Below are 24,729 nucleotides of genomic sequence, written 5' to 3'. Positions count from 1 at the left end.
GTTGAGCGTCATAGGCAGCAACGCCGCATCAGTGGAATTCCGCGATGTCACCAAAATCTACCCCAATGCCAAGGTGGCGGCGGTGGACAGTATTTCGCTGACCGTCGAACAGGGAAAACTGGTGACGCTGCTCGGCCCCTCGGGTTGCGGCAAGACCACCACCTTGCGCATGATCGCCGGGCTGGAAATGGTCTCGTCAGGCCAGATCCTGATTGGCGGAGAGGATGTCACCAAACTTCCCGCCACCGACCGCGACGTGTCGATGGTGTTCCAGTCCTATGCCCTGTTTCCGCATATGAGCGTGCGCGAAAACGTCGAATACGGGCTCAAATTCTCAGGCTTCCCCAAGAAGGAAGTCGGCGAGCGGGCGATGGCAGGCTTGCAACTTGTTGGATTGCAGGATTTCGGCGCACGACTGCCCAGCCAGCTCTCGGGCGGCCAGCAACAGCGGGTGGCCGTCGCCCGGGCGCTGGTTCTGGAGCCGCAGGTGCTGTTGTTTGACGAACCGCTGTCCAATCTCGACGCCAAGCTGCGCCGCCAGGTGCGCGAAGATATTCGCGACATCCAGACCAAGCTCGGGCTCACCGTGGTCTATGTTACCCATGACCAGGAAGAGGCGCTGGCGGTCTCGGACCGGATCATCGTCATGAACAATGCGGTGATCGCCCAGGAAGGCACGCCACGCGATCTCTATGACGCGCCGATCAACGGCTTCGTCGCCGATTTCATCGGTGAGGCCAATCTGCTTGATTGCGAAATCGAAAGCGTTGCCAATGACAAGGCGACGACAGTTCTGGGTCCGGTCCGCCTCGACCTGCCTTCACGCGGCATGAAGCCGGGAGCTGCAAAGCTTGCCATCCGGCCCGGCCGCCTTGAACTGGTCAAGGCCGGAACGGCAAATGCACTTCCGGCGCGGCTGACCAAGGTCACCTATGTCGGGCGGCATCTCGAGTGTTTTGCCGAAACCGCCATCGGCCCGGTATTTGCCGTCTGCAATGATGTCGACGCACCCTTCGCCGTCGGCGACGATATCGCCCTGCATTTCCCCGAGCGCGGCACGGTGCTTATTTCTGGCTGAAGCTCGTCTCGGCGATCGACTTGATCTCGTCGAACATGTTCGCACCTCCCGCGATCACCACGGTGCCGTGGTCAAGGCTCGTTGTAGGGTCGGGTTTGACGATTGTCCCGCCGGCTTCCTCGATCATCAGCAACCCGGCGACGCAATCCCAGGAGTTCATGTGTTCTTCGATGTAGCCAAGCAAACGCCCTGCGGCGACATAGGCCAGCATCAACGCGCCCGAGGCATTGCGGAAAAACACGCCACCGCGCTCGATCACCATGGCGACTGCTGTTGCTGCCGCCATTGCCGGAGCGCGGCCGGAAAAGCCGATCCCGATCGATCCCTGGCCAATGTCATCGGTTTGAACAGCCCGCAGCGGCTTTCCGTTGACAAAGGCACCACCGCCCTTAGAGGCCGTGAACATTTCATCCGATGATGGTTCGAAAATCACGCCGATCACCGCTTCGCCCGCCTTGGCGCAGGCAATGGCCACGCACCATTGCGGTATCCCGCGAACAAAATTGGCGGTGCCGTCGATGGGATCGATCACCCAGTCATAGCCGCTTGAGCCGTGCTTGCGGCCATGTTCCTCACCGACGATGCCATCATCCGGGTAATGCTCTGCAAGCGCTGCCCTGATCAGGGTTTCGGTGTCCTTGTCGGCGTTGGAAACCAGGTCCTGATGCCCCTTGCTTTCAATCACCAGAGCATCGATTGCCTGAAAATGGTGCTTGGCGAAGGCGCCGGCCTTGCGGGCAAGCTCAACGGCGAAGTCCAGTCTGTCTTGGTCCTGCACGGGCTATTCCTGCTTGTCATGGATTTGATGCCGGGATGCTAATCCAAGCACACCTTTCTGGCCAGCCCGTTAAATCCGCAAACCGGCCAAGGGTTCAGCTCATCGGCCCAAACATGCGGTTTGATGTCACGCATCTCGCCGTCCGGTGCCAAAATGCTCGATTTGTGCTATGCTTTCGTTCCGTCGACCGGTGCGCCGGCAAAGGCGGGTTTCTGGTATTGGCTTTGAAAAGAGGAGATAGCCATGAAGACCTTCCAATGCGGAACTATCGTCCCCGGTTGCGAATGGCACACCCGGTCGGACAACGAAGCGGACATCGTCGCACGCACGGTGGACCATCTGCGCCAGACCCACGGCGAAACAACCATTCGGCCATCCACCGTTGAGCAGATCAAGGCGCACATCAGCGACGAGCAAGACGCCGCCTGATAAAGAGCAACCGTGCGGGAATGCGGCTCAGGCTTGGGTTAAAGCCACCAACGCCAGCGCGTCGTCAATCAGCCGATTGGCGATCTTCATGCGGGTCGTGGCCGCGTCCCGCCATTCTTCCGGCACCCGGTCGGGATGATTCAAGCGCGCAAAATTCCGCCGTTTCAGATGCAACTCGGTCGGATTGTCCGAGGGCAGCAATTGGATATCTTTTGCCACGTCCTCAGGGCTCAGCCGCTTGAACTGCGAAGCATCAAAAGCAGGCTTTGGCGGTGGTGCAAGCACGTCATCATTATAGGCGGAAGCGGCGATATTGGGCTGTTCGCTGTCTCTCCAGCGTGCCGGCTCGCAACCAGCACCGACGAAGCTCGCATTGAGACCACGTATCCGGTTCCAGGCCGAAGAGCTCGATTGCAGAGCATCCGCCCTGTCTTTGCCCAGGCGATCCAGAACGACTTCGAACATGCTTTGACCCAGAATCATCTTCCAGTCCTGTTCATACAAGAGCACCGGATGCCGGAGCCAAAATTCCGGACTGTAAAATGCGGAATTCTGATAGGACAAAGCGTCCCTTGCGCACCCGTATGGGCTACCGCTTCAAGCGCCCACCCACACAGCTATCGATATCAAAGCAAAGTTAACAATACGCTTGGATTGCCTCACGCGCGCGCAGTGTCGCGAAACGATTACCGGCTGCGAGCAATCTGTCAGCAAACATGAAAAACGGCACAAAGCTGCTGATATTGAACCAGCTTCAGATCAACCGATCTCGGCCAGCAACGTGGCTTTGTCGAGCGTGAAATTGCTGTCGATCCAGCGCTCTTCCAGCGCCGCCAGTTGCACGCCCATATCCGGACCGGGCGAAATACCCTTGGCTATCAGGTCGGCGCCTGCGACCGGAAACTGTGGTCTCTCCCAACTCAGGGCCCGGGTTAGATGGCGACTGTGGCCGGCGGCATCGGTGAGCGCGGATGTGTCGGTATCAGCGCGGGTCCGCGCAGACACCAGCGACAACCGGATCCGGTCCGCCATCGGCTCTGCCCCGTGACGGTACAAAAGTCGGTCCAGCGCGGTGATCGCCAGCGTTGGCTGGATAGCCGGCGCTCCGGCCCATTTGCCCAGCCGGTCAGCCTCGACGCGCGACATCTTGAGCCGCGACGAGAGCTCGCGCATCCGTTCCGTATCCGGTGGCACAATCGCCATCAACCGCAGCATTGGATCGGGAGCCCAATCCAGCGCTGCTTCTGTGGCAACAAGCCCGCCGATTGAATCAATGCCCCATTTCTCGCTTTCGGGCAGCACGGCGGTCAGCACGCCTGCCTGGCGCATCCACAACAGCGCCCGCCCCGGATCGCGGGCCTTGAGCAGAGTCTTGAGCTCTTTCCAGACCCGCTCGGCCGAGAGCTTGGCGAGGCTGTCGCGCGCCCTGGCGCAGGCCTTCAGCGCAGCCGCGTCGGGACGGCCGCTGCCGTAATGGGCAAAAAACCGGAAATAGCGCAGGATTCGCAGATGATCCTCCGCGATGCGGTCATCCGCATTGCCGATGAAGCGCACTGTGCGGGTCTCGATATCGTCCAGCCCGCCAACAAGGTCAATGATGGCGCCGGTCCGGTCGGCGTACAGCGCGTTGATGGTGAAATCCCGCCGCTCGGCATCAACCTGCCAGTCGCGTCCGAAACTCACCTTGGCGCGCCTTCCATCGGTCTCCGCATCATGGCGCAGCGTGGTGATTTCAAAGCCGCGGCCATCGATCACCAGCGTCACGGTGCCATGATCAATACCTGTCGGCACCGCCCGGATGCTGGCCGCCTTTGCCCGCGCCATCACCTGATCCGGGGCCCAGGTTGTCGCAAGATCGGTATCGGAGACCGGCAGTTCCATCAGCGCATTGCGCACCGCGCCGCCAACCACCCGCACTTCTTCACCGTCCGCATTGAGCAGTTCGAAAATCCGCGCAAGTGCCGGATCTTTGAACCAGGATTGGTCGGCGACGCTTGCTGCAAGGCTCATGCGTAAAGTCTTTCATACATGGTGCGAATGATCCCGGCGGTCACACCCCAGATACGGTGTGGCCCAAAGGGCATGGCGAAATAATGCCGTTCGATACCATCCCAGACGCGGCTTTCGCGCTTGTGGTTGGCAGGATCCATCAGGAAGGACAGCGGCGTTTCAAACACCGCATCAACTTCGTCCGGGTTCGGGGTGATGGTATAACCGGGCCGCACCACTGCCAGCACCGGCGTAATCCGGAATCCGGTTGTGGTCATGTAAACCGGAAGCCGCCCGATCGGTTCAACGAATTGCCGATCAAGCCCGATTTCCTCTTCAGCCTCGCGCATGGCGGCAATTTCTGGGCTGCCGTCCTCGGGATCAATGGCGCCGCCGGGGAACGCCACCTGGCCCGAATGCTTGCGCATCGTCGTCGTGCGCCGCGTCAGGATCACCTGGGAGAGAGTTCCGGCATCGGTCACAGGAACCAACACTGCCGCATCGCGCAGTTTGACGCCGGCGAGACTGGAGACCAGTGTCGGATTCAGCACGTGATCACCATGGCCGAGATGCGCCGGCTCGAGCCCGAAAGCCCGCTCCGGATCGTGACCATGGGCACGCCGGCGAAAATCTTGCGCATCAAACCTCAACGGAAAGTCGGAAGTCGCACCGGTCAAAGCTGCGCCTCTAGCTTTGCCATCGGCATCACCGGGAACACCGCACCGGCCGAGCGGATGACGAACATGTTTTCACCGTCAATCACGGCTTCCTCGCCGAGCGCCAGAAGGTCGTAGGTCACAGCCCGGTTGACCAGGGCTTCAAGCCGGCCGCGCACCATGAGATAGGGCTTGAGCTGGTCGGTATCGCCGGTGGTGACGAATCGCAGCGGATTGTCCGGCCCGGCACGCACCACATCGCCGACATTGGTGCGGAATATCAGCACCTGACCATCCTCTTCCTCGGCAACCGTCATCTCGACGGCCAGGAATGGGGCGTCAATGACACGGATCCCGATCTTTTCCACAGGCGTGACCAGATAGATCTTGCCGTCCTCGTCACCGCGCAAAACCGTGGAAAAAAGCCGTACCAGCGCCGGTCGACCGATGGGTGTCCCCATATAGAACCAGGTGCCGTCAGCACGGATTTCCATGTCGATATCGCCGCAATAGGGCGGATTCCAGTGCTCAACCGGCGGCAAGCCATCCTTGCCGGCATTGCGGTCGCCCTGGGCGCGCGAAATCAGCGCCGCCAGACCGGCGGCATCTGTTTTCTCGGTAGTCCTTGTTTTTGCCATTGTCCTGTCCAGCTATGAGTATAGGTATCAGATAGTCAACCGAACTGCTCTTGTCAGCCTTTCAGGGTAGAATAAGCTGTTTGGCAGCTTCGAACAGGAACGCGCGGAGAATTCCATGGGACGTATCGACACTGTCACACAGCCAATTGACGCGAAAGCCGCAATCGCGGCCGCAGAGCACGCACTTGCGGATATCTCCGCTGTCAGACAGGCGGTGTCGAAAGTCATCTTTGGTCAGGAGAAAGTCGTCGAACAGACCCTGCTTGCGGTTTTGTCCGGCGGCCACGCCCTGCTCGTCGGTGTTCCCGGGCTTGCCAAGACCAAGCTTGTCGCCACGCTTGGCACCGTGCTGGGGCTGAGCACCAACCGCATCCAGTTCACCCCTGACCTGATGCCATCGGATATTCTGGGCTCCGAAGTCATGGATCAGGACGAGACCGGACGGCGCTCGTTCCGCTTTGTGCCGGGCCCGGTGTTCACCCAGCTTCTGATGGCCGATGAAATCAACCGCGCCTCGCCGCGCACCCAGTCGGCGCTGCTGCAGGCGATGCAGGAATATCATGTCACCGTCGCCGGCGCACCGCATGATCTGCCGCGTCCCTTCCATGTGCTGGCCACCCAGAACCCGCTGGAACAGGAAGGCACCTACCCGCTTCCCGAAGCCCAGCTTGACCGCTTCCTGATGCAGGTCGACGTGCCCTACCCGGAAATGGCGGCGGAACGGCAGATCCTGCTTGAAACCACCGGCGCCGAGGAATCTATTGCCAGGCCGGCCATAACCATGGAACGCCTCGCCGCGATCCAGATGCTGATCCGGCAGATGCCGGTGCCCGAATCGGTGGTCGACGCCATTCTCGAACTCGTGCGCGCCGCCCGTCCCGGTCATGGCAACGCACGCGTCGACGAAACCGTGTCCTGGGGCCCCGGCCCGCGCGCCGGTCAGGCGCTGATGCTTTGTGCCCGTGCTCGCGCGCTTTATGATGGCCGGCTGGCGCCATCGATTGACGATGTCCGCGCGCTGGCCGAGCCGATCCTGCAGCACCGCATGGCGCTGACCTTTGCCGCCCGCGCCGAAGGCATCGGCATCCGCGATGTCATCGCCGGGCTTGTCACCCCGAAAGCCGGGTGATCTGATGGCCCCGATCGGCCACCTGACCCAGCCGACACTGCGGCTTGATGCGCTGGCTCGTGCACGCCAGCGCGCAGCCCTGCTGCCCGATTGTCTGGCCGAAGCCCGGCGCGTCGCCAACACCGTGATCGCCGGCTGGCACGGCCGGCGCAAACGCGGCATCGGCGAAACCTTCTGGCAGTTCCGCCCCTATGTCGACGGCGAATCGCTGTCGAACATTGATTGGCGCAGGTCAGCCCGCGACGATCATCTCTATGTCCGCGACCGCGAATGGGAAGCCGCCCACACCATCTGGCTGTGGGCCGATCAGTCGCCCTCCATGCTCTACCAGTCCGATGCGGCGCCGGTCGCCAAGGAAAGCCGTGCGCTGGTGCTGATGCTGGCGCTGGCCGAAGTGCTGTCGCGCTCCGGAGAACGCATTGGCTGTCCCGGCGTCATGGATCCGGTCTCCTCGCGCAACGCCGCCGAGCGTCTGGCGCTGGCCTTGTCGCATGCGCCGGCGCAAACAGGCCTGCCTGATCTCAGCCAGGTCGGGCGGATGAGCGATGTCGTGCTGATCGGTGATTTTCTCGATCCCGACACAGCACTTGACCGCTGCATCGGACCGGCGGCACGGCGCGGCATCCGCGGCCATGCCATCGAGATTTCTGACCCGGCCGAGGAAACCTTCCCCTATGCCGGTCGCACCGAATTCCGCGATCCCGAGACCGGCGCCAAGCTTGTCGCCGGGCGTGCCGAGACCATTGCCGCCGATTACCGCCGCGCCTGGCTGGCCCGCCGCGAAACACTGGCGCAAGGCGTTCGGCGTTTGGGCTGGAGCTATCTCGCCCACAGTACCGACCGGCTGGCGTCTGAAGCGCTCGCCTCTGCGCATGTGCATCTCTCCGGCATCCCCACCGCGCAAAAGAAGATCACCGCATGATCGCCGGTCTGCCCATCGCCTTTGGCGCGCCGGCAATCCTGCTCGGGCTCTTGGCCTTGCCGGTAATCTGGTGGCTGTTGCGGCTGACCCCGCCGCGCCCGCAAGCTGAACCCTTCGCGCCGCTGGCCATTCTCGCGCTTGTGCTCAAGAATGAGGAAACCCCATCGCGCAGCCCCTGGTGGCTCACCGCACTCCGACTGCTGATTGCCGCGCTGGTGATTCTGGCGCTGGCCGAACCTGTGCTCAATCCGCGCGACAAGGCGCTGTCGGTTGACGGTCCGCTGGCCTTGATCATCGACAATGGCTGGGCCAGCGCGCCCGACTGGGACACACGCACCGAGGCCGCCAACATCCTGATCAGCGAAGCCGAAGACCTCGATATCCCGGTGTCGATCGTCTTCACCGCCGATCGCCGCCATGACGCCACGCCGGGCACCTTCGAGCGCGCCCGCGAGCAGTTGCGCGCCGCCAAGCCCCGGCCGTTGCTGCCCGAGCGTGGTGATGCGATGTCCGCCTTGATCGCAGCCCTTGGCCAGACCCGCCCCGGCACCGTCGCTTTTCTCACCGATGGCATCGACACCGATGACGCCACCGAAGCTCTCAATCAGCTTGCCATGCTCGAACCGGCAGCGATCCGCATTATTGGTGCCGACAACGCCCAGGCGCTCGCCCTCACCCATGCAGACAATGGCGCCGATGCGCTTAGTATCTCGGCCAGCCGTCTCGACCCATCTGCAACTGAAAATCACCGGCTGACCGCCCGCGACAGCAAGGGCCGGGAGATTTCCTCGGGCACGCTCAGTTTCGAGGCAGGCGACAATGAGGCCACGGCGACAATCTCCGCCCCGTTCGAAATCCGCAATGACATTGCCCGGCTGGATGTGACCGGCATCGACACCGCCGGATCGGTGCGGCTGCTCGATGACAGTTTCCGCCGCCGCCGGGTGGCACTGGTGTCGGGCGAAGCCGCAGACGTCGCCCAGCCGCTGCTCTCGCCGCTTTACTATATCAACCGCGCGCTTTCGCCCTATGCCGACCTGATCGAGGCCGACAGCGCCGACATGTCCGCGGCGATCCCCAAACTCCTGGCCCAGGCGCCGGCCGTCATGGTCATGGCCGATATCGGCGTGCTTCCCGACGATGTCAGCAAGCCGCTCAATGACTGGATCGAAAGCGGCGGAACGCTGATTCGCTTCGCCGGACCACGGTTGGCGGCAGCGCCTGCCGATGATCCGCTATCGCCGGTGCTGTTGCGCAAGGGCGAACGTGAACTGGGCGGCGCCCTGTCCTGGATCGAGCCGCAATCGCTGGCCGATTATCCCGCCACTTCCCCGTTTGCCGGGCTGCCGACGCCGCGCGATGTCACGGTCAGCCGTCAGGTGCTGGCCGAACCCTCCGCCGATCTGGCGGCACGCACCTGGACAAGCCTCGCCGACGGCACCCCGCTGGTCACCGCCGCCGAGCGTGGCGCCGGCCGCATCGTGCTGTTTCACGTCACCGCCGAGGCCGGTTGGTCCAACCTGCCGATATCGGGCCATTTCGTTGACATGTTGCGCCGCGTGGTGCAGTTGTCGCGCGCTGTTGCCGGTGGTGGCGAAACCGGGTCGGGCATTCCGCCGCCCTGGCGCCTGCTTGACGCTAATGGCACTTTGATACCGGCAAGCGGCGATGCCAAGCCACTCGATCTCACTGCCGGTGCCGTTGCCAAAGTGAGTGGCGACAACCCGCCCGGCCTGTATGGCGCGGAGGATGGCTTCGTGGCGCTCAATCTGTTTGGCCAGGACGACACCCTTGCCGCGATAAATATTCCTGAATTCGAGGTCCCGGTTACCCGCGTATCTCTCGGCCGCGACAGCGCGGTTGATTTCAGACCATGGCTGTTTGGCGCCGCCTTGCTGGCCTTGCTGATCGATACGCTGATTGTGTTGCTGCTCAACGGCGCATTCCGCCGCAAGGGTATGCGTCCGGCACAGGCAGCCGCAGCGTTTCTGTTCGCAGTCGGCGTTTCCTTGTTGCTGGTCTCAGCCCCCGGCAGCGCCCGCGCCCAGGATGCTCAACCCGGCGACGCGCAATTGCTCGAAAGCCTCGACGAGACCCGTCTTGCCTATGTGATCACCGGTGACGAAGAGGCCGACACCACAAGTCGCTATGGTCTCGACAGCTTGTCGCGCTACCTCTCCAGCCGCACCGCACTTGAGCCCGGCACCGCCATCGGCGTCGACATCGAGACTGATCAACTGGCGCTCTACCCGCTGATCTACTGGCCGATGAGCGAGGATGCAGCGCTTCCGACGCCCGCCGCCATCAGCCGCATCGACGCCTATATGAAGAGCGGCGGCACGGTGCTGTTTGACACCCGCGACCGGATCATTGATCTCGGCGGCGGATCGAGCTTGTTGACGCAGAAACTGCAGCAGATTCTCGCCAATCTCGACATTCCACCGCTCGAGCCGGTTCCCTCCGACCATGTTCTGACCAAATCGTTCTTTCTGCTCGACACCTTCCCCGGCCGCTATGCCGACGGACCCTTGTGGGTGGAGGCAACGCCTGATTCCGACAATCCTGCGGAACGCCCGGCCCGCAGCGGTGATGGCGTTTCGTCGATCCTGATCACCGGCAACGACATGGCAGCCGCCTGGGCCATCGACGACGGCGGCTATCCGATGTTTTCGACAGTGCCGGCCGACCCATGGCAGCGCGAATATGCCTACCGCGCTGGCGTCAACATCGTCATGTACATGCTGACCGGCAATTACAAAGCCGATCAGGTCCACATTCCGGCACTGCTTGAACGGTTGGGACAATGATATGAGCCTGGCCTTTGATCCATTTGTACCGCTGCCATTGATCCTTGCACTGGCCTTGATCGCCCTTCTGCTGGTTGGCTGGGCGATTGCCAAGCGCATGCGCGGCGCAGCGCTTCGGGCGCTGGCGCTTTCGGCGCTGGTGCTGGCGCTGGCCAATCCTGTGGCCAATTTCGAAGACCGAGAGCCGGTCACCGGCATCGTCGCCGTCGTCGTCGACCGCAGCCCCAGCCAGATGAGCATCGACCGCACCGCGCGCACCGATGCCGCGCTGAAGGCGCTCACCGAGCGGATCTCGCGCTACCCGGCATTTGAACTGCGGATCATCGAGGCCGTCACCGATCCCGATGCACAATCACCCTCGACAAAATTGTTCGAGGCGCTGGCGTCAGGCATTCGCGATGTTCCGAGTTCACGCCTCGCAGGTGCTGTAATGATCACCGACGGGCAGGTTCACGACGTGCCCGGCTCGCTGTCAGCGCTCGGCCTCGACGCACCTTTGCACGGGCTGATCGTCGGCGATGAAAACGAGATCGACCGGCGGGTCGATGTGGTGCGCAGCCCCCGTTTCGGCATCGTCGGTGAACAGCAGGAGATCGTCTACCGGGTCAGCGAAGATGGCGCCGCAGTTTCCGGACCTGTGCCGGTCACCGTGCGGGTCAATGGCAAGACCATTACCACCGAAACCGCCCTACCCGGCCAGGAAACCTCCTTCAATCTCAAACTGCCGCGCGGCGGAGAAAACATTGTCGAGTTCTCGGTCGAGGCGATCGACGGCGAGGTCACAGCCGCCAACAACCATGCCGTGGCGCTGATCGAGGGCATTCGCGAAAACCTCCGCGTGCTGCTGGTGTCCGGCGCGCCGCATGCCGGCGAACGCGCCTGGCGCAATCTGCTCAAATCCGACGCTTCGGTGGATCTGGTGCATTTCACCATTCTGCGCCCGCCGGAAAAACAGGACGGAACGCCAATATCGGAACTGTCGCTGATTGCCTTTCCGACCCGCGAACTGTTCATCGAGAAGATCGACGAATTCGATCTGATCATTTTCGACCGCTACCAGAACCGCGGCGTTCTGCCGGTGCTCTATTATGATTACATCGCCCGCTATGTCGAAGACGGCGGCGCGCTGCTGATTGCCGCCGGTCCCGAGCTTGCCGGTATTGAATCCATTGCCGAAACCCCGCTGGCGCCGGCGCTCCCGGCATTGCCGACCGGAGAGGTCACCGAGGCCGGCTATTATCCGCGGCTGTCTGTCGATGGCAAACGTCACCCGGTGACGCGCGCCTTGCCCGGCGGCACGAACGAGCCGCCGCAATGGGGCCGCTGGTTCCGCACTGTCGGCGTGACCGACACGGTCGGTGATGTGGTGATGAGCGGTGCCAATGACGAGCCGCTTCTGGTGCTCAACCGCTATGGCGATGGCCGCATCGCCATGCTTTTGTCCGATCACGGCTGGCTCTGGGCCCGCGGCTTTGAAGGCGGCGGACCGCATGTGGCGCTCTACCGGCGCATTGCCCACTGGCTGATGAAGGAACCCTCACTGGAAGAAGAGGCGCTGCGCGCATCTGCCAGTGGCCGCACCCTGATGGTCGAGCGCCAGACCATGAGCGATACCACCGGCCCTGCCACCATCAAGCTGCCCTCGGGCGAGATGCGCGATATCACCCTGGCGCCCGCTGGCGATGGCCTGTTCAAGACGGAAGTGACGCTGGATGAACCTGGACTGGTGGAAGTCACCTCGGGCGATTTGCGGGCGCTGGCCCATGTCGGCGCGGTGGATGCGCCCGAATTTCGCGCCACAGTGTCGACGACGGATGTGATCGCGCCTATCTCGGCCGACAGTGGTGGCCTGACCACGCGGGTCAATGCGGAAGCCTCCAATTTGCCGCAGATCCTGCCGACCCGGGCAGCCACCGTCAATGCCGGCAGCCGAATGGGCTTGCGCGCCAGCAATGAGAGCGTGCTCAAGGGCGTGCGATCACTGCCGCTGTTCGGTGGCTTTCTGGGCCTTGCCCTGATGATCCTGGCGCTGGGCGCCACATGGTTCCGCGAGGGCCGCTAACAGGCCCTCGCTACTGTGCAAAGCCTCGGCTTAGCTGGCTTTGGACAGCACTTCCTCGTCACCGAAATAGCTCATCTGGTCTTCGGCCCAGGCCTTGATGCCATAGCGTTTGACCGTATTGCGCAACATCGCCATCCGGTGGCGGCGCTCTTCTTCGGGCATCGCCAGCGCCTGCTCGATTGCCGTGTCCATCGACCGGTGCGAGAACGGATTGGTGATCACCGCAGACGACAGTTCCACCGACGCACCGGCAAATTCGGACAGCACCAGAACGCCGTCACCATCGGTGCGCGCTGCGGCATATTCCTTGCAGACCAGGTTCATGCCATCGGCCAGCGGCGTGATCCAGCAGACATCGGCCAGCTGGTAATAGGCAATCAGATCCTTGAACGGCACCGCCGATGAAATCAGCGCCACCGGTTGCCATTCGAACGAGCCGAACGTGCCGTTGATGCGGCCGGCCACCTGTTCGATTTCGCCCTGGATTTCCTCGTAAGCCGCCATGCTGCGATTGGCGCCGACCGAGACATGCATCAGCCGCACATTGCCGTGCATTTCCGGATGCGCCTGCAGCAGACGTTCATAGCTTTCCAGCTGCTGGACGCCGCCCTTGGTGTAATCGGTGCGGCCGACCGACAGGATCAGCTTGCAATCGCCCAGTTCCGCCCGGATTGCCGCGGCATTTTCGCGGGTTTCCTCCGATGCGGCGCGTTCCTGGATAAAGTCCCAGTCAATGCCCACCGGCGCACTGGAAATGCGGATCGTGCGTCCCTCATACTGAACCGATTCCGGCACCCGGCGGTCCGACAGCGCGGTGCCTTCCCAGACGAAATCGGGATTGACGTCCTTGCGCACGACATTGCCGACCTCGAGCAGGCTCTGCGCCACATGGACGAAATTCACCGCATAGCGCGGAATGTGAAAACCGACCACGTCGCAAGCCAGCAGGCTGTTGACGATCTCGCGCCGCCACGGCAGCACGTTGAACATGTCGGCCGCCGGAAACGGCGTGTGATGGAAGAACGAGATCTTCACATCAGGCCGCAGCTTGCGCAGGTAACCCGGCACCAGCCACAGATTGTAGTCATGCACCCAGACCACCGCGCCCGGTGCGGCTTCAGCCGCGGCGGCTTCGGCAAAGGCCCAGTTGACTTCGCGGAATGTCGGCCAGTCGACGGGGTCGTAATTGTAGCGTTCCTTGAAGGAATGCAGGATCGGCCAGAAGGCTTCCTTCGAGGTGATGTGATAAAAGCTCGACACCTGGTCAGGCGTCAGCGGCAGCCGCGTGACCGAGTATTTGCCATAGCTGTCCTCGATCTCGATGACCCGCTCGAAATCCGGATTGGCGGCGTCTTCGGCAAGCTTCCAGGCGATCCATGCGCCCTTGTCGACGCGACCGAAAAAGCCTTTCAGTGTCGGCACGATCCCGTTCGGGCTCTTGTTTTCCCGGAAAACGATCTTGCCGTTTTCTTCAACCTCTTCATAGGGTTGACGGTGATAAACAATAACGAGGTCGCTGGCCATGAATCAATATCCTTCTGGTAGGTCATGCATGTTGAAGGCACGGATTGCCTCCAAGATGCCTGCCGCGCCATGGGCTTGCGCCATGTGCAGGTGCTCAAGATGAGCAACGCGCTTGACCAGTTCCGGTTCCGAATTGCCGACGGCGACTGCGGGCAGACCGCATTCCAGCATCGACAGATCGTTGAGTGTGTCGCCGGCGCATAACACGCGTTCCGGCGCAATCGCCAGGTGCTCGACAAGCCGGCGCAAGGAGGGGCCCTTGCTGATGCCATCCGGCAGGACATCAAAGAACTTGTTGTCCGAGATCAGCGGCTGAAATCCCATTTCCAGCACGATATCCCAGGCCGAAGCATCAAAACTGTCGGCATCAATATCATAACTGACCCGATAGCGGAAATCGGTGGGTTGCAGCGTCAGTCCGGGATGGCCGTCAAGCCTGGCGCGCACGATGTCGCCGGCATCGCCCCATTGCGCGGCAATTTCGGTTTCGAGATGTTCGATCGGCGCCACACCCGTTTCCGGCGATACCGTGGCGATGGTTGTGCCGACATCGCCGACGGCATAGTCGGGCCACGGCACGCCTCGGTCGCGGCACAGATCGCCGATGAATTTCGGGTCCCGGCCAGTAACGAAGATCAGCCCGACCGTGTCGCGGTTGGCTTCTATCCAGCCATACAGACGCGACCGGTCCGCGTCGCTGCCGCCCAGAAAGGTGCCATCGAGATCGGTGGCAAGGACGAATTTGCGGGTGTGCAAGCCGTCGGGTTGTGTCGGGGCTAGGGTCATTGGAGGGCCTCTGCTGCAATGGCGACGGGGTGATCAATGGAGATAGCCAGACCGCGGCGTTCGCCTTCGATCGGCTGCGACCAGACATCTGCAAAGGTCTCCCGGACATCGGCGCCCTGGTGCAGGATCCGGAATACACTCTCGCAAATCGGCAATTTGATGTTCATCCGGCGGGCAAGGTCCATCACCGAGATCGAATTGACTTCGCCCTCGACAACCACCGGCTTGCCGTCAAAACACTGGTCCCGCGCCATGCCCTTGCCGAGCTGAACGCCGAGCGACATGTTGCGCGAGGTCTGCGATGAGCATGTCAGGATCAGATCGCCCGCGCCGGCCAGGCCGGTCACCGTTTCGCGGCGCCCGCCAAGCACGTCGGCCAGCGTTTTCATTTCGTCCATGCCGCGTACGATCAGCGCCGCGCGGGTGTTTTCGGCATAGCCGGCCCCGGTGATCATCCCGCAGGCAATGGCAATCACGTTCTTGATGGCGCCGCTGACTTCGACGCCGACCAGATCATCGGTGATATAGGGCCGGAAAAACTCGGAGCCGAGTGACAGCGCCAGCCGCGTCGCCGGGCTCGAGGCGGTATCAAGCCTGTCGGAATAGGAAAACTGAAACGCGACAGTGGCGGCAGTGAGATGACCAAGCGCGGTCTCAGTAGCGAATGTCGGCCCCGACAGCGCACCGATCTGATGCCCGTCAAGGATCTGCGCCGCGACTTCGCTCAGCAGATAGCCGGTACCGGCCTCGATCCCCTTGGCGCACAGCGCGATCGGAACATCCTTGCCCAGATGCGGGCGCATCTGAACACAGATATCGCGCAGCGTCCGCGACGGCGTGACCAGCAGCACGGCTTCCGCGCCGTCAAGCGCCTCGGCCATATCCGTGGCTGCATGGATCCCGTCCGGCAACTCGATACCCGGAAGGTATTTCGGATTTTCGCGACGGGTGTTTATGGCCTCGACTGTTGCCTGATCCCGTCCCCAGATTGCAGTCTCCCGGCCGGCGCGTCGCGCCACGGAAGCAAGTGCAGTCCCCCATGCGCCTGCACCGATAACGCAGACTTTGGTGTATGAAACGGGTGAAGCAGAGAAGTCGTTGGCTTGTGTGCCTGAATAAATCATATGGCTCTATGTAGTGCCGATTGTGCTGCAGTGCAACCAAATACCGGCTGCAGGGCAGCCGAAAACCATCAGAAACGCAGTCCGGCGTCGGTTTTGGGACATCCCCAATTGCCCGGTTTGAACCGCCTTCACCCAACGCCGAGGGCAGCTTGCCCCCGGTCGCGATGATGGATTTCGCCTTCAAGCGACATCGCATCGGCATCACCAAAACAAGCTGCCAGCAGCCGGTGCGGATCGAACGGGCCGGGCATTGTGAGCGCGCCCGGCTTTGTCCGGGCAAATCCCAGCGGTGCATAATAGGGCGGATCACCAACAAGCAGCACCGCCTGACTTCCGCCAGTTTGCGCCGCGGCCAGTGCGATGCGCACCAGTTCGCGGCCAATGCCGCGATTCTTGTGCGAAGGCCGCACCGCCAGTGGACCCAGCAAATGTCCGGCAACATTCCCCGCGAAAACCGGTGTCAGCCGCACCGAGGCAATGGTCTCGCCCCGGTCTGCGGCAATGAAGGACAGGCTGCGGTCATGCGGCCCCTGTTCACGCACGCGCTCCGACGACCGGACGAAACGGCCGGGCCCGAAGGCTTCTTCATTGATCAGATTGATGGCCGCGTCATGAGACGCGTCTTCGGTGAGAAAGACAATATCCTGGCAGGGCATGGAGTGTTTCCGGATTGAGCAACGAGACGTGACACGGCACGCGCAAAAAAGCACGTTGGCAGTCTGTTCAGCGTCGTCGCAAGGCCGTGGCGGGCATCCGGTGTTTCCTTCTTGTCTTTCGCCAATAGCAAAGCCCGTGGCTGTCGTCCAATGCAAAACGCACCGTTCACCCCCAAAACCTTCGCTTTTTTCAGTTTCAGGCTTATGTCTTGGGTCAAAGGAGAATGATCATGGGAATGCTGGTTGACGGCGTCTGGAAAGACGTCTGGTACGATACGAAATCCACAGGTGGCCAATTCAAGCGCTCGGAAGCGGCGTTTCGCAACTGGGTGACCGCCGACGGCAGCGCCGGATCGTCGGGCAAGGGCGGCTTTGCGGCCGAAGCCGGACGCTACCATCTCTATGTCTCTCTCGCCTGTCCATGGGCACACCGGACGCTGATCTTTCGCAAGCTCAAGGCCCTGGAAGAGGCGATTTCGGTCTCCATTGTCGATCCCTATATGGGCAAGAACGGCTGGGAGTTCCACGATCGCGATGGCGGCACCGCCGATCATCTGGGCGGCAAGGATTTCCTCTGGCAGGTCTATGTCGCAGCCAAGTCCGACTATTCCGGCCGGGTCACCGTGCCGGTGCTGTGGGACAAGCAGACCGGAACCGTGGTCTCCAATGAATCCTCGGAAATCATCCGGATGTTCAATTCGGCCTTTGACGCCATCGCCAAGCCTGCCCCGGACTACTATCCGGCAGCGCTGCGCACAGAGATCGATGAGATCAACGAGATCGTCTACACCAACGTCAACAACGGCGTTTACAAATCAGGCTTTGCAACCACGCAAGAGGCCTATGAGGAAAACGTCCACGCCCTGTTTGACGCGCTCGACATGCTCGAAATGCGCCTGACCGGCAATCGCTACCTGACCGGCGACACGCTGACCGAGGCCGACTGCCGGCTGTTCACCACGCTGGTGCGGTTTGATCCGGTCTATGTCGGCCACTTCAAATGCAACATCCGCCGCATCGTCGACTACCCGGCCCTGTCAGGCTACCTGCGTGAGCTCTACCAGATCCCGGGCATTGCCGAGACGGTGAACATGGATCACATCAAGAACCATTACTACGGCAGCCATGAAACCATCAATCCGACCGGCATTGTCCCGGTCGGCCCCGAGCTTGATCTCGAGGCCCCGCATGGCCGCGACCATATTCGCGAGGCAGCCTGAAACCGGCTGACGATCACGCCCTGAAAATGCCAAAAGGCGCGCCCTGTCCCGGACGCGCCTTTTGCTTGAACCCGTCGCGGGATCAGGTCTTGATCTTGTAGCCTGTCTTGAAGGTCCACCAGATGATGCCGAGACAGGCGAACATGAACAGCGCGATCATCCCCAGGCTGAGGCCGAGATTGATGTCGGATGTGCCGAAGAAGGCCCAGCGGAAGCCGGAGATCAGATAGACCACCGGATTGAACAGCGTCACGGTCTGCCAGATCGGCGGCAGCATCGAGATCGAATAGAAACTGCCCCCCAGAAACACCAGCGGCGTGATCACCAAGAGCGGCACCATCTGCAGCTGTTCGAAATTCTTCGACCAGATGCCGATGATGAAGCCGAACAGGCTGAACGAGACGCAGGTCAGCACCATGAACGCCAGCATCGCCAGCGGATGCATGATCTCGAAATCCACGAAGAACGTTGCCGTTGCCAGGATCACCAGCCCGATCAGCGCCGATTTGGTCGCCGCCGCCCCGACATAGCCAAGCACGATCTCCATGAATGACACCGGTGCTGTGTGCAGCTCATAGATCGAGCCCAAAAATTTCGGGAAATAGATTCCGAAAGACGCGTTGGAAATGCTCTGGGTCAGCAAGGACAGCATGATCAGTCCGGGGATGATGAAGGCGCCATAGCTGACACCGTCGACCTCCTGGATCCGTGACCCGATGGCGGCGCCAAAGACGATGAAATACAGCGATGTCGACAGCACCGGCGAGATCAGGCTCTGCGACAGGGTGCGGAAGAACCGCGCCATTTCGAACGAATAGATGGATTTGACTGCCTGGAAATTCATGACTTGTCCTCCACCAGTCCGACAAAGATGTCTTCGAGCGAGCTTTGCCTGGTTTCCACATCGCGCAGGATCAGGTCGGCCTTGCTCAGATCGGCAAACAGCGAGGCAATGCCGGTGCGCTCGCCATTGGCTTCATAGGAATAGGTCAGCGTCTGGTCCTCGGCGCTGTAATCGAGATTATATTTGCCCAAGGCCTCGGGAATGGCATCGAGCGGAGCCATCAGCTCGACCCGCATCTGCCGCTTGCCCATCCGCTGCATCAGCGTGGCTTTTTTCTCCACCAGCAACAATTCGCCCTTGTTGATGACCCCGACCCGGTCGGCAATCGCTTCCGCCTCTTCGATATAATGGGTGGTCAGGATGATGGTGACGCCGTCATCCTTGAGCTGGCGCACCACCTCCCACATTTCCTTGCGCAGTTCGACATCGACGCCCGCCGTCGGCTCGTCGAGAAACAGCACCCGCGGCTCGTGGCACAGCGCCTTGGCAATCAGCACCCGGCGTTTCATGCCGCCCGACAGTTCCATGGTCTTGGTGTCGGCCTTGTCCCCAAGCGACAGCTTTTCCAAAATGCTCTTGATCAGTGCGGGATCCTTGCGCTTGCCGAAGAGGCCTCGGGTGAAGCGCAGAGCGTCGCTGACGGTCTGAAACGGCTCAAGTGCAATTTCCTGCGGCACCAGCCCGATCAGCGACCGCGCCTGCCGATAATCATCGACAACATCAAAGCCGCCGACCTTGGCCGTACCCGAAGTGGCCTTGACCAACCCGCAGATGATCGAGATCAGCGTCGTCTTGCCAGCGCCATTGGGCCCCAGCAGCGCCAGAATTTCGCCCTCCTCGATATCGAGATTGACATTCTTCAGCGCCTGAAAGCCGCTGTCATATTGTTTTGAAAGATTCTGGATCGAAAGGATTGGAGACATGGTCTACTTTTCATAAAGCGGGGCGCTCGGTTGCAGACACAATCAATGCAACAAACGCGGACCGATAATGCAAGGATGCAGTTGCTGGAATTTAAGCCGGAATTGACGGCTTTCAAGGGCGCAAGCGCCACAGGGCCGGGATCGGTGATCACATTACCTATGCTGCGGCCAAATAGTGTCAGCAGTGTCTCAATTGAAAATGGGCGGTCTACGCCGTATCAAATCCCGGCGCCAATTCCTATATGTGCTTACTGCAAAGCATAGGAGGTTACATGGGAAAGCAGATCGCAATGAATGTCTCCGTCTATTACAGCGCCAACAGTCGGAGAATCCACCTGCTATTCGGTGATTTCAGAGACACCGTAAGCAATGAGCCAGGCCGTGTGAATTACCATCCACAGCTATTCCGCAAACTTGCTGCTAAGCTCAAGGCAGAGGGCAAGCCCGCACCCGATATTGAGGATCAAGAGGCCAACCGAATGTAAAGGACAGACGCGCCCCGCCGACGCCAACAGCCGCGCTGTTCACAAAGTGCAGATCGCTTCAGGCGAGGTTGAAAACGACGTGCCCGAAGATGGTTAAGACCCAAATGCGAGGGCTCTTGGTAAAGTGGATGGCCGGAAGCGCGCCAAGAATATGGCGCCAGAATGGCGGAAAAATTGCACAGAAGGTTCGGCGAACAGACGGCCAAATAGCAAGCACGTTCACTTTTGTTCCAAATGTATGCTTGCAATATTTCAGCAAGCACGGTATCGCTAACCTACAGCATCGGTCACGAAACGTGAATCAGGTGGGATTCCATTTCGTTCGGTTTCATGGTTGTTTCGGGAATGGAGGTGTCTCATGGGCAAACCGCATTCCGTAGATATCCGAGCACGGGTCATTGCTATGGTTGAGGCCGGGCATTCCTGCCGGGCAGCAGCACGTCGTTTCGCCATCGGCGACAGCACGGCGATCCGTGTCATGCAGCATCGCCGCAAGACCGGGTCTGTGTCGCCACCGCGCCAAGGCCGCCCGCCGGGCGGCGGCAAGCTTGCGGCTTACCGCTCCTTCCTGATTGCCGAAGTCGAGAAAAAGCCCGATATCACGATGCCGGAATTGGTCGACAAGCTTGACGAGACGCATTGCGTTCGCGTTCCGCCATCGTCCCTGTCGCGCATTCTGGTGGCGGAAGGGTTCACATATAAAAAAAGCGCTGATGGCATCCGAACGCGCCCGCGCGCCAGTGCGGCTTTCTCGTGATGTCTGGATCGCCAAGCGACAGCCGAGGATGCGGCTCGAACCGCATCGTCTTGTCTTCATTGATGAAACATCGGTGAATACGAAAATGGTGCGTCTTCGCGGGCGCTGCCCGCGCGGTGAGCGGCTGCATATGGATGCACCATTCGGTCATTGGGGCACGCAGACCTTCATCGCCGCCCTGCGCTGCCATGGCCTGACCGCTCCGTGGATCATTCACCACGCCATGAACCGCATATCCTTCGACACCTACGTCGAGACACAACTCGCCCCGACCCTATCGCCCGGCGACGTCGTCATCCTGGATAACCTCGCCGTTCACAAAAGCGAAAAAGCCGCCGAGATCTTGAAGGAAAGCAAAGCCTGGTTCCTGTTCCTTCCGTCCTACAGCCCAGATCTCAATCCCATCGAAATGGCTTTCTCGAAGATCAAGGCACATCTGAGAGCCGCGGCCGCCAGAACATTCGACGCGCTTTCAGACGCACTTGGCTCTATCTGCCATCTCTTCGAAAGAACCGAATGCTGGAACTATTTCAAGGCAGCAGGCTATGCGCCGGATTAAACGTACGATGCTCTAGCAAGCATGGAGCGATTCGCATGAGCACACCTCAAAGCAAGGGCGGCAAGGCCCGCGCAGAAAAACTGACCTCCGAAGAACGCAGTGATATCGCGAGCCAGGCCGCTAAGGCGAGGTGGGCCGAAGCAGCCAATTTGCCCAAAGCGACTCACATGGGAACGCTAAAAATAGGAGACGCTGAGATCCCTTGCGCTGTATTGTCAGATGGCACACGGCTTCTTACACAAGCCGGGTTCCTCGGCGCCCTTGGGAGATCAACAAAGCCAAAAGGAAGGTCGCAACAGGTAACCGACGGCTTGCCCCCATTTTTAGCTACAAAAAGCCTTAAACCACTTATTACACAAGAAATAATAGACTCGACGGTTCCGATAGCTTTTATAACCACAACAGGAGGTAAGGCGCTTGGTTTCAAAGCAGAACTCCTCCCGAAGGTCTGTGACCTTTTCCTAGAGGCTCGGAATTTGGGGCTTCTTACCCTCCAACAGGCCACTATCGCCGAAAGCAGTGAGATGCTGGTCCGGGCACTCGCAAAAGTCGGTATCGTTGCACTAGTTGACGAGGCGACAGGGTTTCAGACAGAACGTGACCGCGACGAGTTACACCGCCTCTTATCTGTCTATCTTGTCGAAGAGAGGCTTGCCTGGGCAAAACGCTTCCCAGACGAATTTTACAAACAGATTTACCGGCTAAAGGGCTGGAAATGGCCGGTCGGCAAAGCCAAGACACCCCTCCTTGGCCACATCACAAATGACATTGTTTATGATCGATTGCCGGAGGGCGTATTGCCGAAGCTTCAAGAACTCAATCCAACGCAAGAAGAATCAAAACGAAGAAAATTTAAGCATCACCAGTTTCTTTCCCATGATGTGGGTCAGCCAGATCTCCGAGATCACATTCTCCAGATTCTCCCGGTAATGAAGATATCAAAAGACTGGAAGGCATTTAAGAGGAATATCGATGTGGCCTTCCCAAAGGTGGGGAGCCAAATCGAGATGGAAATTGATAATGATTAACATGCTTGAGGCCGGTACGAATAAAGCCTACGCCAAGCATATCAAAATCACCGTCCAAAGCCACCCCAACCTTACCATACTTCACTAACCGGCACCTCGCCCGCCAACTCCGCCAGCCGCCGCCGTGTCGCAGCCGTCACGCCTTCAGGCAGCGCATCCAGCGCAAAAAATCCCGCCTCGAGAATCTCGCGGTCGGCCAGTTTCGGCGCGGTCTGGCGCACGCTGCAACGGTAAAAACCGACATGGTCGCGGCGGCTGGTGCGGCTGTTGAAATAGACTGCGAACAGCTCAGCCTCACCGTCGAGCACGAGATTGCCTTCTTCGCGCAATTCCTTGATCAGCGCCTGGCCAAAGGTTTCGCCGCGTTCGACGCCGCCGCCGGGCATGTGCCAGCCCGGCACATAGGAATGGCGCACCAGAAACACCCGGCCTTGAGCGTCATAGCAGGCGGCGCGGACCCCCAGCGTCATCGACCGCGTCAGCACAAACCAGACATGGATCAGCCGTGTCACCAGCCGCGCGCGAACCGATCGCAGTTCCGGCGGGCGGCCACCAAAGCCGTCATCAACCGAACCTGCCGGTTGCAGGCCGGGCTGTGGATCGCTATTGCTGCCACCATGTTTCGATTGGCCCATATTTCCGATATTCATCTTGGTCCCTTGCCAAAAATGTCGCTCAAGGAGCTCGCCTCCAAGCGCATCACTGGTTATGTGAACTGGCATCGCAACCGCCGCAAGCAGCTTTTTGGCGATACGCTGGAGAATGTGCTGGCCGCAATGCTTGAGGCAGCCCCCGATCATGTCGCCATCACCGGCGATCTGGTCAATCTGGCGACCAACACCGAAATCGAGGCGGCTCGGCTGTGGCTGGAGACCGGGTTCGAACCCGACAAGGCCACCGTGGTGCCCGGCAATCACGATGCCTATGTCCCGGGCGCCCTGTCCCGCATCAAGGCCGCCTGGCGGCCCTGGCTGGTCTCCGACGCCGATCTTCCCGGGGCCGAGCTGTTCCCGAGCTACCGCCAGCGCGGTCCGGTAGCATTGATCGGCATGTCCTCGGCCAACGCCACGCTGCCCTTCGTCGCCACCGGCGATCTGACCCGCCGCCAGGCCCGCGCCACCGGCAAATTGCTCGACCAGGCCAAGAAGGACGGGTTGTTCCGGGTGATCCTGATTCATCATCCGCCGGTGCGTGGCGCTGCCCCCTGGCACAAGCGGCTGCGCGGCATCGGCCGTTTTTCCAAGATGCTGAAAAAGCACGGCGCCGAACTGGTGCTGCACGGGCACACCCATCTCGACACGCTGCATCACTTGAACGGCCTGGACGGCCCGGTTCCGGTGGTGGGCATCGCCTCGGCCAGCAACGGCCCCGGCGGCAAAAAACCGGCAGCAGGATTCAACCTGTTCGAGATCGATGGCGAACCCGGCAACTGGAGCCTTGTCCATCGCCGCATGCGCATCGCGAATCAGGGATCCGGTTTTGAGGAAACCCAGCAGGGCCTGATCGGCGCAAAACTTAGTTGATCAGTGCCGAAATCCGGTCCCAGAACGCCATCACAAGCGCCGCGGAGCCGGCAACGCAGCCGAGAATGAACCAAGACGCTCCCAGCACGAATCCGGCGCCGCGGCCGGGCTTGGACGCGGGCTCTTTGGCAATCTCCGGCACACTGGCAAGCGACGCCGCCATCGGTCTTGACGTGTCGGTCGCGGTGTCCTCGCGCGGCGATGTCCATTTGTCCGGAGCCGTTGCAGATCTGGCTGCCGCCTTGTCGTCGGCAGCATCGGCCTTTGCCGTTGGCTGCTGATCATGATCGCCCGCCGAGGCGGATGTCCCGTGGCTTGCCGAGGCTGACGCCTTCATCGCTTCAAAATCACCGGCGAGAATGCGTTCACGCTCGATCACCCGTTCGGCGATGTAGCGCCCGACAGAATCCGCCGTCGCCGTCATGTCGCTGGTGTCGGAGAGGATCACCCGGCCGAGCCGCGTGTCGCGGACAAAGCGGAACACCCGCCGGTCGTGGCCCATATGCACATGCGCCACCGAATCGATCCACAGCCGCGGCTGCAGGCCGGGCGAGATGCCGAAATCAAACCGGTCATCGGCCGGATCAATGTCATCAAGCAGCGGCTGAACTTCTTGCGCCAGCAGCTCCAGCCGGGCGCGATCGGCGTCACGGATATCGACCACCACATCGGTGCGGTCGGCAGCGGCGATTTTGACTTCGCGGACGATGTCGGCCAGGCGGCGGTCGTTGGAATGCGGTTTGGATCGGTCGGTCATGGCATTGTTCCGGACAGAATTGGTTAACAACACGTTACCACAGACCGGCTTTGAT

General features: G+C 60.9%; 24 protein-coding genes. 11 read left to right on the top strand and 13 right to left on the bottom strand.

The genetic code is table 11. The annotated features are described in order from the left end of the window. The first annotated feature begins 1 nt into the window (after position 1). The gene (locus IMCC20628_RS03315; protein WP_047029027.1) at positions 2-1,078 is read left to right on the top strand and encodes an ABC transporter ATP-binding protein; all 1,077 of its coding nucleotides are present in this window, start codon (positions 2-4) and stop codon (positions 1,076-1,078) included. On the opposite strand, the gene IMCC20628_RS03310 is transcribed toward IMCC20628_RS03315, so the two are convergent. Further along, positions 1,065-1,856 (bottom strand): inositol monophosphatase family protein, encoded by a 792-nt coding sequence (locus IMCC20628_RS03310; RefSeq protein ID WP_047029026.1) that lies wholly within the window; start codon positions 1,854-1,856, stop codon positions 1,065-1,067. The genes IMCC20628_RS03315 and IMCC20628_RS03310 overlap by 14 nt on opposite strands. Before the next feature lie 243 nt (positions 1,857-2,099). On the opposite strand from IMCC20628_RS03310, the gene IMCC20628_RS03305 reads away from it, so the two are divergent. Then, positions 2,100-2,285 carry a DUF1059 domain-containing protein gene (locus IMCC20628_RS03305; protein WP_047029025.1) on the top strand — a complete coding sequence of 62 codons (186 nt, stop codon included), beginning with the start codon at positions 2,100-2,102 and terminating at the stop codon, positions 2,283-2,285. 27 nt (positions 2,286-2,312) lie between these two features. Here IMCC20628_RS03305 and IMCC20628_RS03300 read toward each other — a convergent pair whose 3' ends face one another. From IMCC20628_RS03300 to IMCC20628_RS03285, 4 genes are all read right to left on the bottom strand, one after another. Further along, complete coding sequence (locus tag IMCC20628_RS03300; protein ID WP_047032217.1) at positions 2,313-2,768, bottom strand: hypothetical protein; 456 nt, start codon at positions 2,766-2,768, stop codon at positions 2,313-2,315. Positions 2,769-3,044: 276 nt separating this feature from the next. Beyond that, positions 3,045-4,295, bottom strand: a complete 1,251-nt coding sequence (locus IMCC20628_RS03295; protein WP_047029024.1) for a CCA tRNA nucleotidyltransferase — start codon at positions 4,293-4,295, stop codon at positions 3,045-3,047. After that, positions 4,292-4,951: a CoA pyrophosphatase gene (locus IMCC20628_RS03290; protein ID WP_047029023.1), complete on the bottom strand. Its 660-nt coding sequence runs from the start codon at positions 4,949-4,951 to the stop codon at positions 4,292-4,294. Before IMCC20628_RS03290 ends, IMCC20628_RS03295 begins: the two co-directional genes overlap by 4 nt. Next, positions 4,948-5,568: a DUF1285 domain-containing protein gene (locus IMCC20628_RS03285; protein WP_047029022.1), complete on the bottom strand. Its 621-nt coding sequence runs from the start codon at positions 5,566-5,568 to the stop codon at positions 4,948-4,950. Before IMCC20628_RS03285 ends, IMCC20628_RS03290 begins: the two co-directional genes overlap by 4 nt. A 115-nt stretch (positions 5,569-5,683) precedes the next feature. Here IMCC20628_RS03285 and IMCC20628_RS03280 point away from each other — a divergent pair, with 115 nt between their 5' ends. Genes IMCC20628_RS03280 through IMCC20628_RS03265 form a run of 4 tightly spaced genes read left to right on the top strand, consistent with a single transcriptional unit; the run spans position 5,684 to position 12,488 of the window. Next, complete coding sequence (locus IMCC20628_RS03280; RefSeq protein WP_047029021.1) at positions 5,684-6,697, top strand: MoxR family ATPase; 1,014 nt, start codon at positions 5,684-5,686, stop codon at positions 6,695-6,697. Positions 6,698-6,701: 4 nt separating this feature from the next. Next, positions 6,702-7,619, top strand: a complete 918-nt coding sequence (locus IMCC20628_RS03275) for a DUF58 domain-containing protein (protein ID WP_047032216.1) — start codon at positions 6,702-6,704, stop codon at positions 7,617-7,619. Beyond that, on the top strand, positions 7,616-10,426 hold the full coding sequence (locus IMCC20628_RS03270) for a DUF4159 domain-containing protein (protein WP_047029020.1): 2,811 nt from the start codon (positions 7,616-7,618) through the stop codon (positions 10,424-10,426). The genes IMCC20628_RS03275 and IMCC20628_RS03270 overlap by 4 nt, the downstream gene beginning before the upstream one ends. A 1-nt stretch (position 10,427) precedes the next feature. Continuing rightward, complete coding sequence (locus IMCC20628_RS03265) at positions 10,428-12,488, top strand: membrane protein (RefSeq protein WP_047029019.1); 2,061 nt, start codon at positions 10,428-10,430, stop codon at positions 12,486-12,488. A gap of 30 nt (positions 12,489-12,518) precedes the next feature. Here the strand turns inward: IMCC20628_RS03265 and ggpS are convergent, their stop codons facing one another. The 4 genes from ggpS to IMCC20628_RS03245 all read right to left on the bottom strand — a co-directional run bounded on the left by ggpS (position 12,519) and on the right by IMCC20628_RS03245 (position 16,578). Beyond that, positions 12,519-14,012, bottom strand: coding sequence for a glucosylglycerol-phosphate synthase (ggpS, locus tag IMCC20628_RS03260; RefSeq protein ID WP_047029018.1), 1,494 nt, complete (start codon positions 14,010-14,012; stop codon positions 12,519-12,521). A gap of 3 nt (positions 14,013-14,015) precedes the next feature. Beyond that, a complete protein-coding gene (locus IMCC20628_RS03255; RefSeq protein WP_047029017.1) occupies positions 14,016-14,798 on the bottom strand; it encodes an HAD family hydrolase in 783 nt (260 codons plus the stop codon). Next, positions 14,795-15,922: an NAD(P)H-dependent glycerol-3-phosphate dehydrogenase gene (locus IMCC20628_RS03250; RefSeq protein WP_082127980.1), complete on the bottom strand. Its 1,128-nt coding sequence runs from the start codon at positions 15,920-15,922 to the stop codon at positions 14,795-14,797. The genes IMCC20628_RS03255 and IMCC20628_RS03250 overlap by 4 nt, the downstream gene beginning before the upstream one ends. Before the next feature lie 128 nt (positions 15,923-16,050). Next, on the bottom strand, positions 16,051-16,578 hold the full coding sequence (locus tag IMCC20628_RS03245; protein ID WP_047029016.1) for an N-acetyltransferase: 528 nt from the start codon (positions 16,576-16,578) through the stop codon (positions 16,051-16,053). A 230-nt stretch (positions 16,579-16,808) separates the two neighbouring features. Here IMCC20628_RS03245 and IMCC20628_RS03240 point away from each other — a divergent pair, with 230 nt between their 5' ends. Next, positions 16,809-17,798: a glutathione S-transferase family protein gene (locus IMCC20628_RS03240; RefSeq protein ID WP_047029015.1), complete on the top strand. Its 990-nt coding sequence runs from the start codon at positions 16,809-16,811 to the stop codon at positions 17,796-17,798. A gap of 82 nt (positions 17,799-17,880) precedes the next feature. Here the strand turns inward: IMCC20628_RS03240 and IMCC20628_RS03235 are convergent, their stop codons facing one another. Together IMCC20628_RS03235 and IMCC20628_RS03230 are read right to left on the bottom strand one after the other, a co-directional pair. Next, positions 17,881-18,642: an ABC transporter permease gene (locus IMCC20628_RS03235; protein ID WP_047029014.1), complete on the bottom strand. Its 762-nt coding sequence runs from the start codon at positions 18,640-18,642 to the stop codon at positions 17,881-17,883. Then, complete coding sequence (locus IMCC20628_RS03230) at positions 18,639-19,565, bottom strand: ABC transporter ATP-binding protein (RefSeq protein ID WP_047029013.1); 927 nt, start codon at positions 19,563-19,565, stop codon at positions 18,639-18,641. Before IMCC20628_RS03230 ends, IMCC20628_RS03235 begins: the two co-directional genes overlap by 4 nt. A gap of 272 nt (positions 19,566-19,837) precedes the next feature. Here IMCC20628_RS03230 and IMCC20628_RS03225 point away from each other — a divergent pair, with 272 nt between their 5' ends. The 3 genes from IMCC20628_RS03225 (at position 19,838) to IMCC20628_RS03210 (ending at position 22,394) form a co-directional block, all read left to right on the top strand. Further along, on the top strand, positions 19,838-20,050 hold the full coding sequence (locus IMCC20628_RS03225; protein ID WP_047029012.1) for a hypothetical protein: 213 nt from the start codon (positions 19,838-19,840) through the stop codon (positions 20,048-20,050). 358 nt (positions 20,051-20,408) lie between these two features. After that, a protein-coding gene (locus tag IMCC20628_RS24535; RefSeq protein WP_156174391.1) for an IS630 family transposase occupies positions 20,409-21,366 on the top strand; the annotation gives its coding sequence in 2 pieces (ribosomal slippage) (positions 20,409-20,759 and positions 20,761-21,366; 957 coding nt in all). Between the two features lie 35 nt (positions 21,367-21,401). Then, positions 21,402-22,394: a P63C domain-containing protein gene (locus tag IMCC20628_RS03210; RefSeq protein WP_047029010.1), complete on the top strand. Its 993-nt coding sequence runs from the start codon at positions 21,402-21,404 to the stop codon at positions 22,392-22,394. A gap of 71 nt (positions 22,395-22,465) precedes the next feature. On the opposite strand, the gene IMCC20628_RS03205 is transcribed toward IMCC20628_RS03210, so the two are convergent. After that, positions 22,466-23,029 (bottom strand): NUDIX domain-containing protein, encoded by a 564-nt coding sequence (locus IMCC20628_RS03205; RefSeq protein ID WP_245307869.1) that lies wholly within the window; start codon positions 23,027-23,029, stop codon positions 22,466-22,468. On the opposite strand from IMCC20628_RS03205, the gene IMCC20628_RS03200 reads away from it, so the two are divergent. After that, on the top strand, positions 23,012-23,917 hold the full coding sequence (locus IMCC20628_RS03200; protein WP_047029009.1) for a metallophosphoesterase: 906 nt from the start codon (positions 23,012-23,014) through the stop codon (positions 23,915-23,917). The genes IMCC20628_RS03205 and IMCC20628_RS03200 overlap by 18 nt on opposite strands. Here the strand turns inward: IMCC20628_RS03200 and IMCC20628_RS24140 are convergent. Continuing rightward, positions 23,910-24,674 carry a hypothetical protein gene (locus IMCC20628_RS24140; RefSeq protein WP_052766275.1) on the bottom strand — a complete coding sequence of 255 codons (765 nt, stop codon included), beginning with the start codon at positions 24,672-24,674 and terminating at the stop codon, positions 23,910-23,912. The genes IMCC20628_RS03200 and IMCC20628_RS24140 overlap by 8 nt on opposite strands. Positions 24,675-24,729 lie beyond the last annotated feature (55 nt).

The sequence above is a fragment of the Hoeflea sp. IMCC20628 genome, assembly GCF_001011155.1.
Taxonomy (GTDB): Bacteria; Pseudomonadota; Alphaproteobacteria; order Rhizobiales; family Rhizobiaceae; genus Hoeflea.
This window is presented reverse-complemented; position numbering and strand designations above follow the sequence as displayed.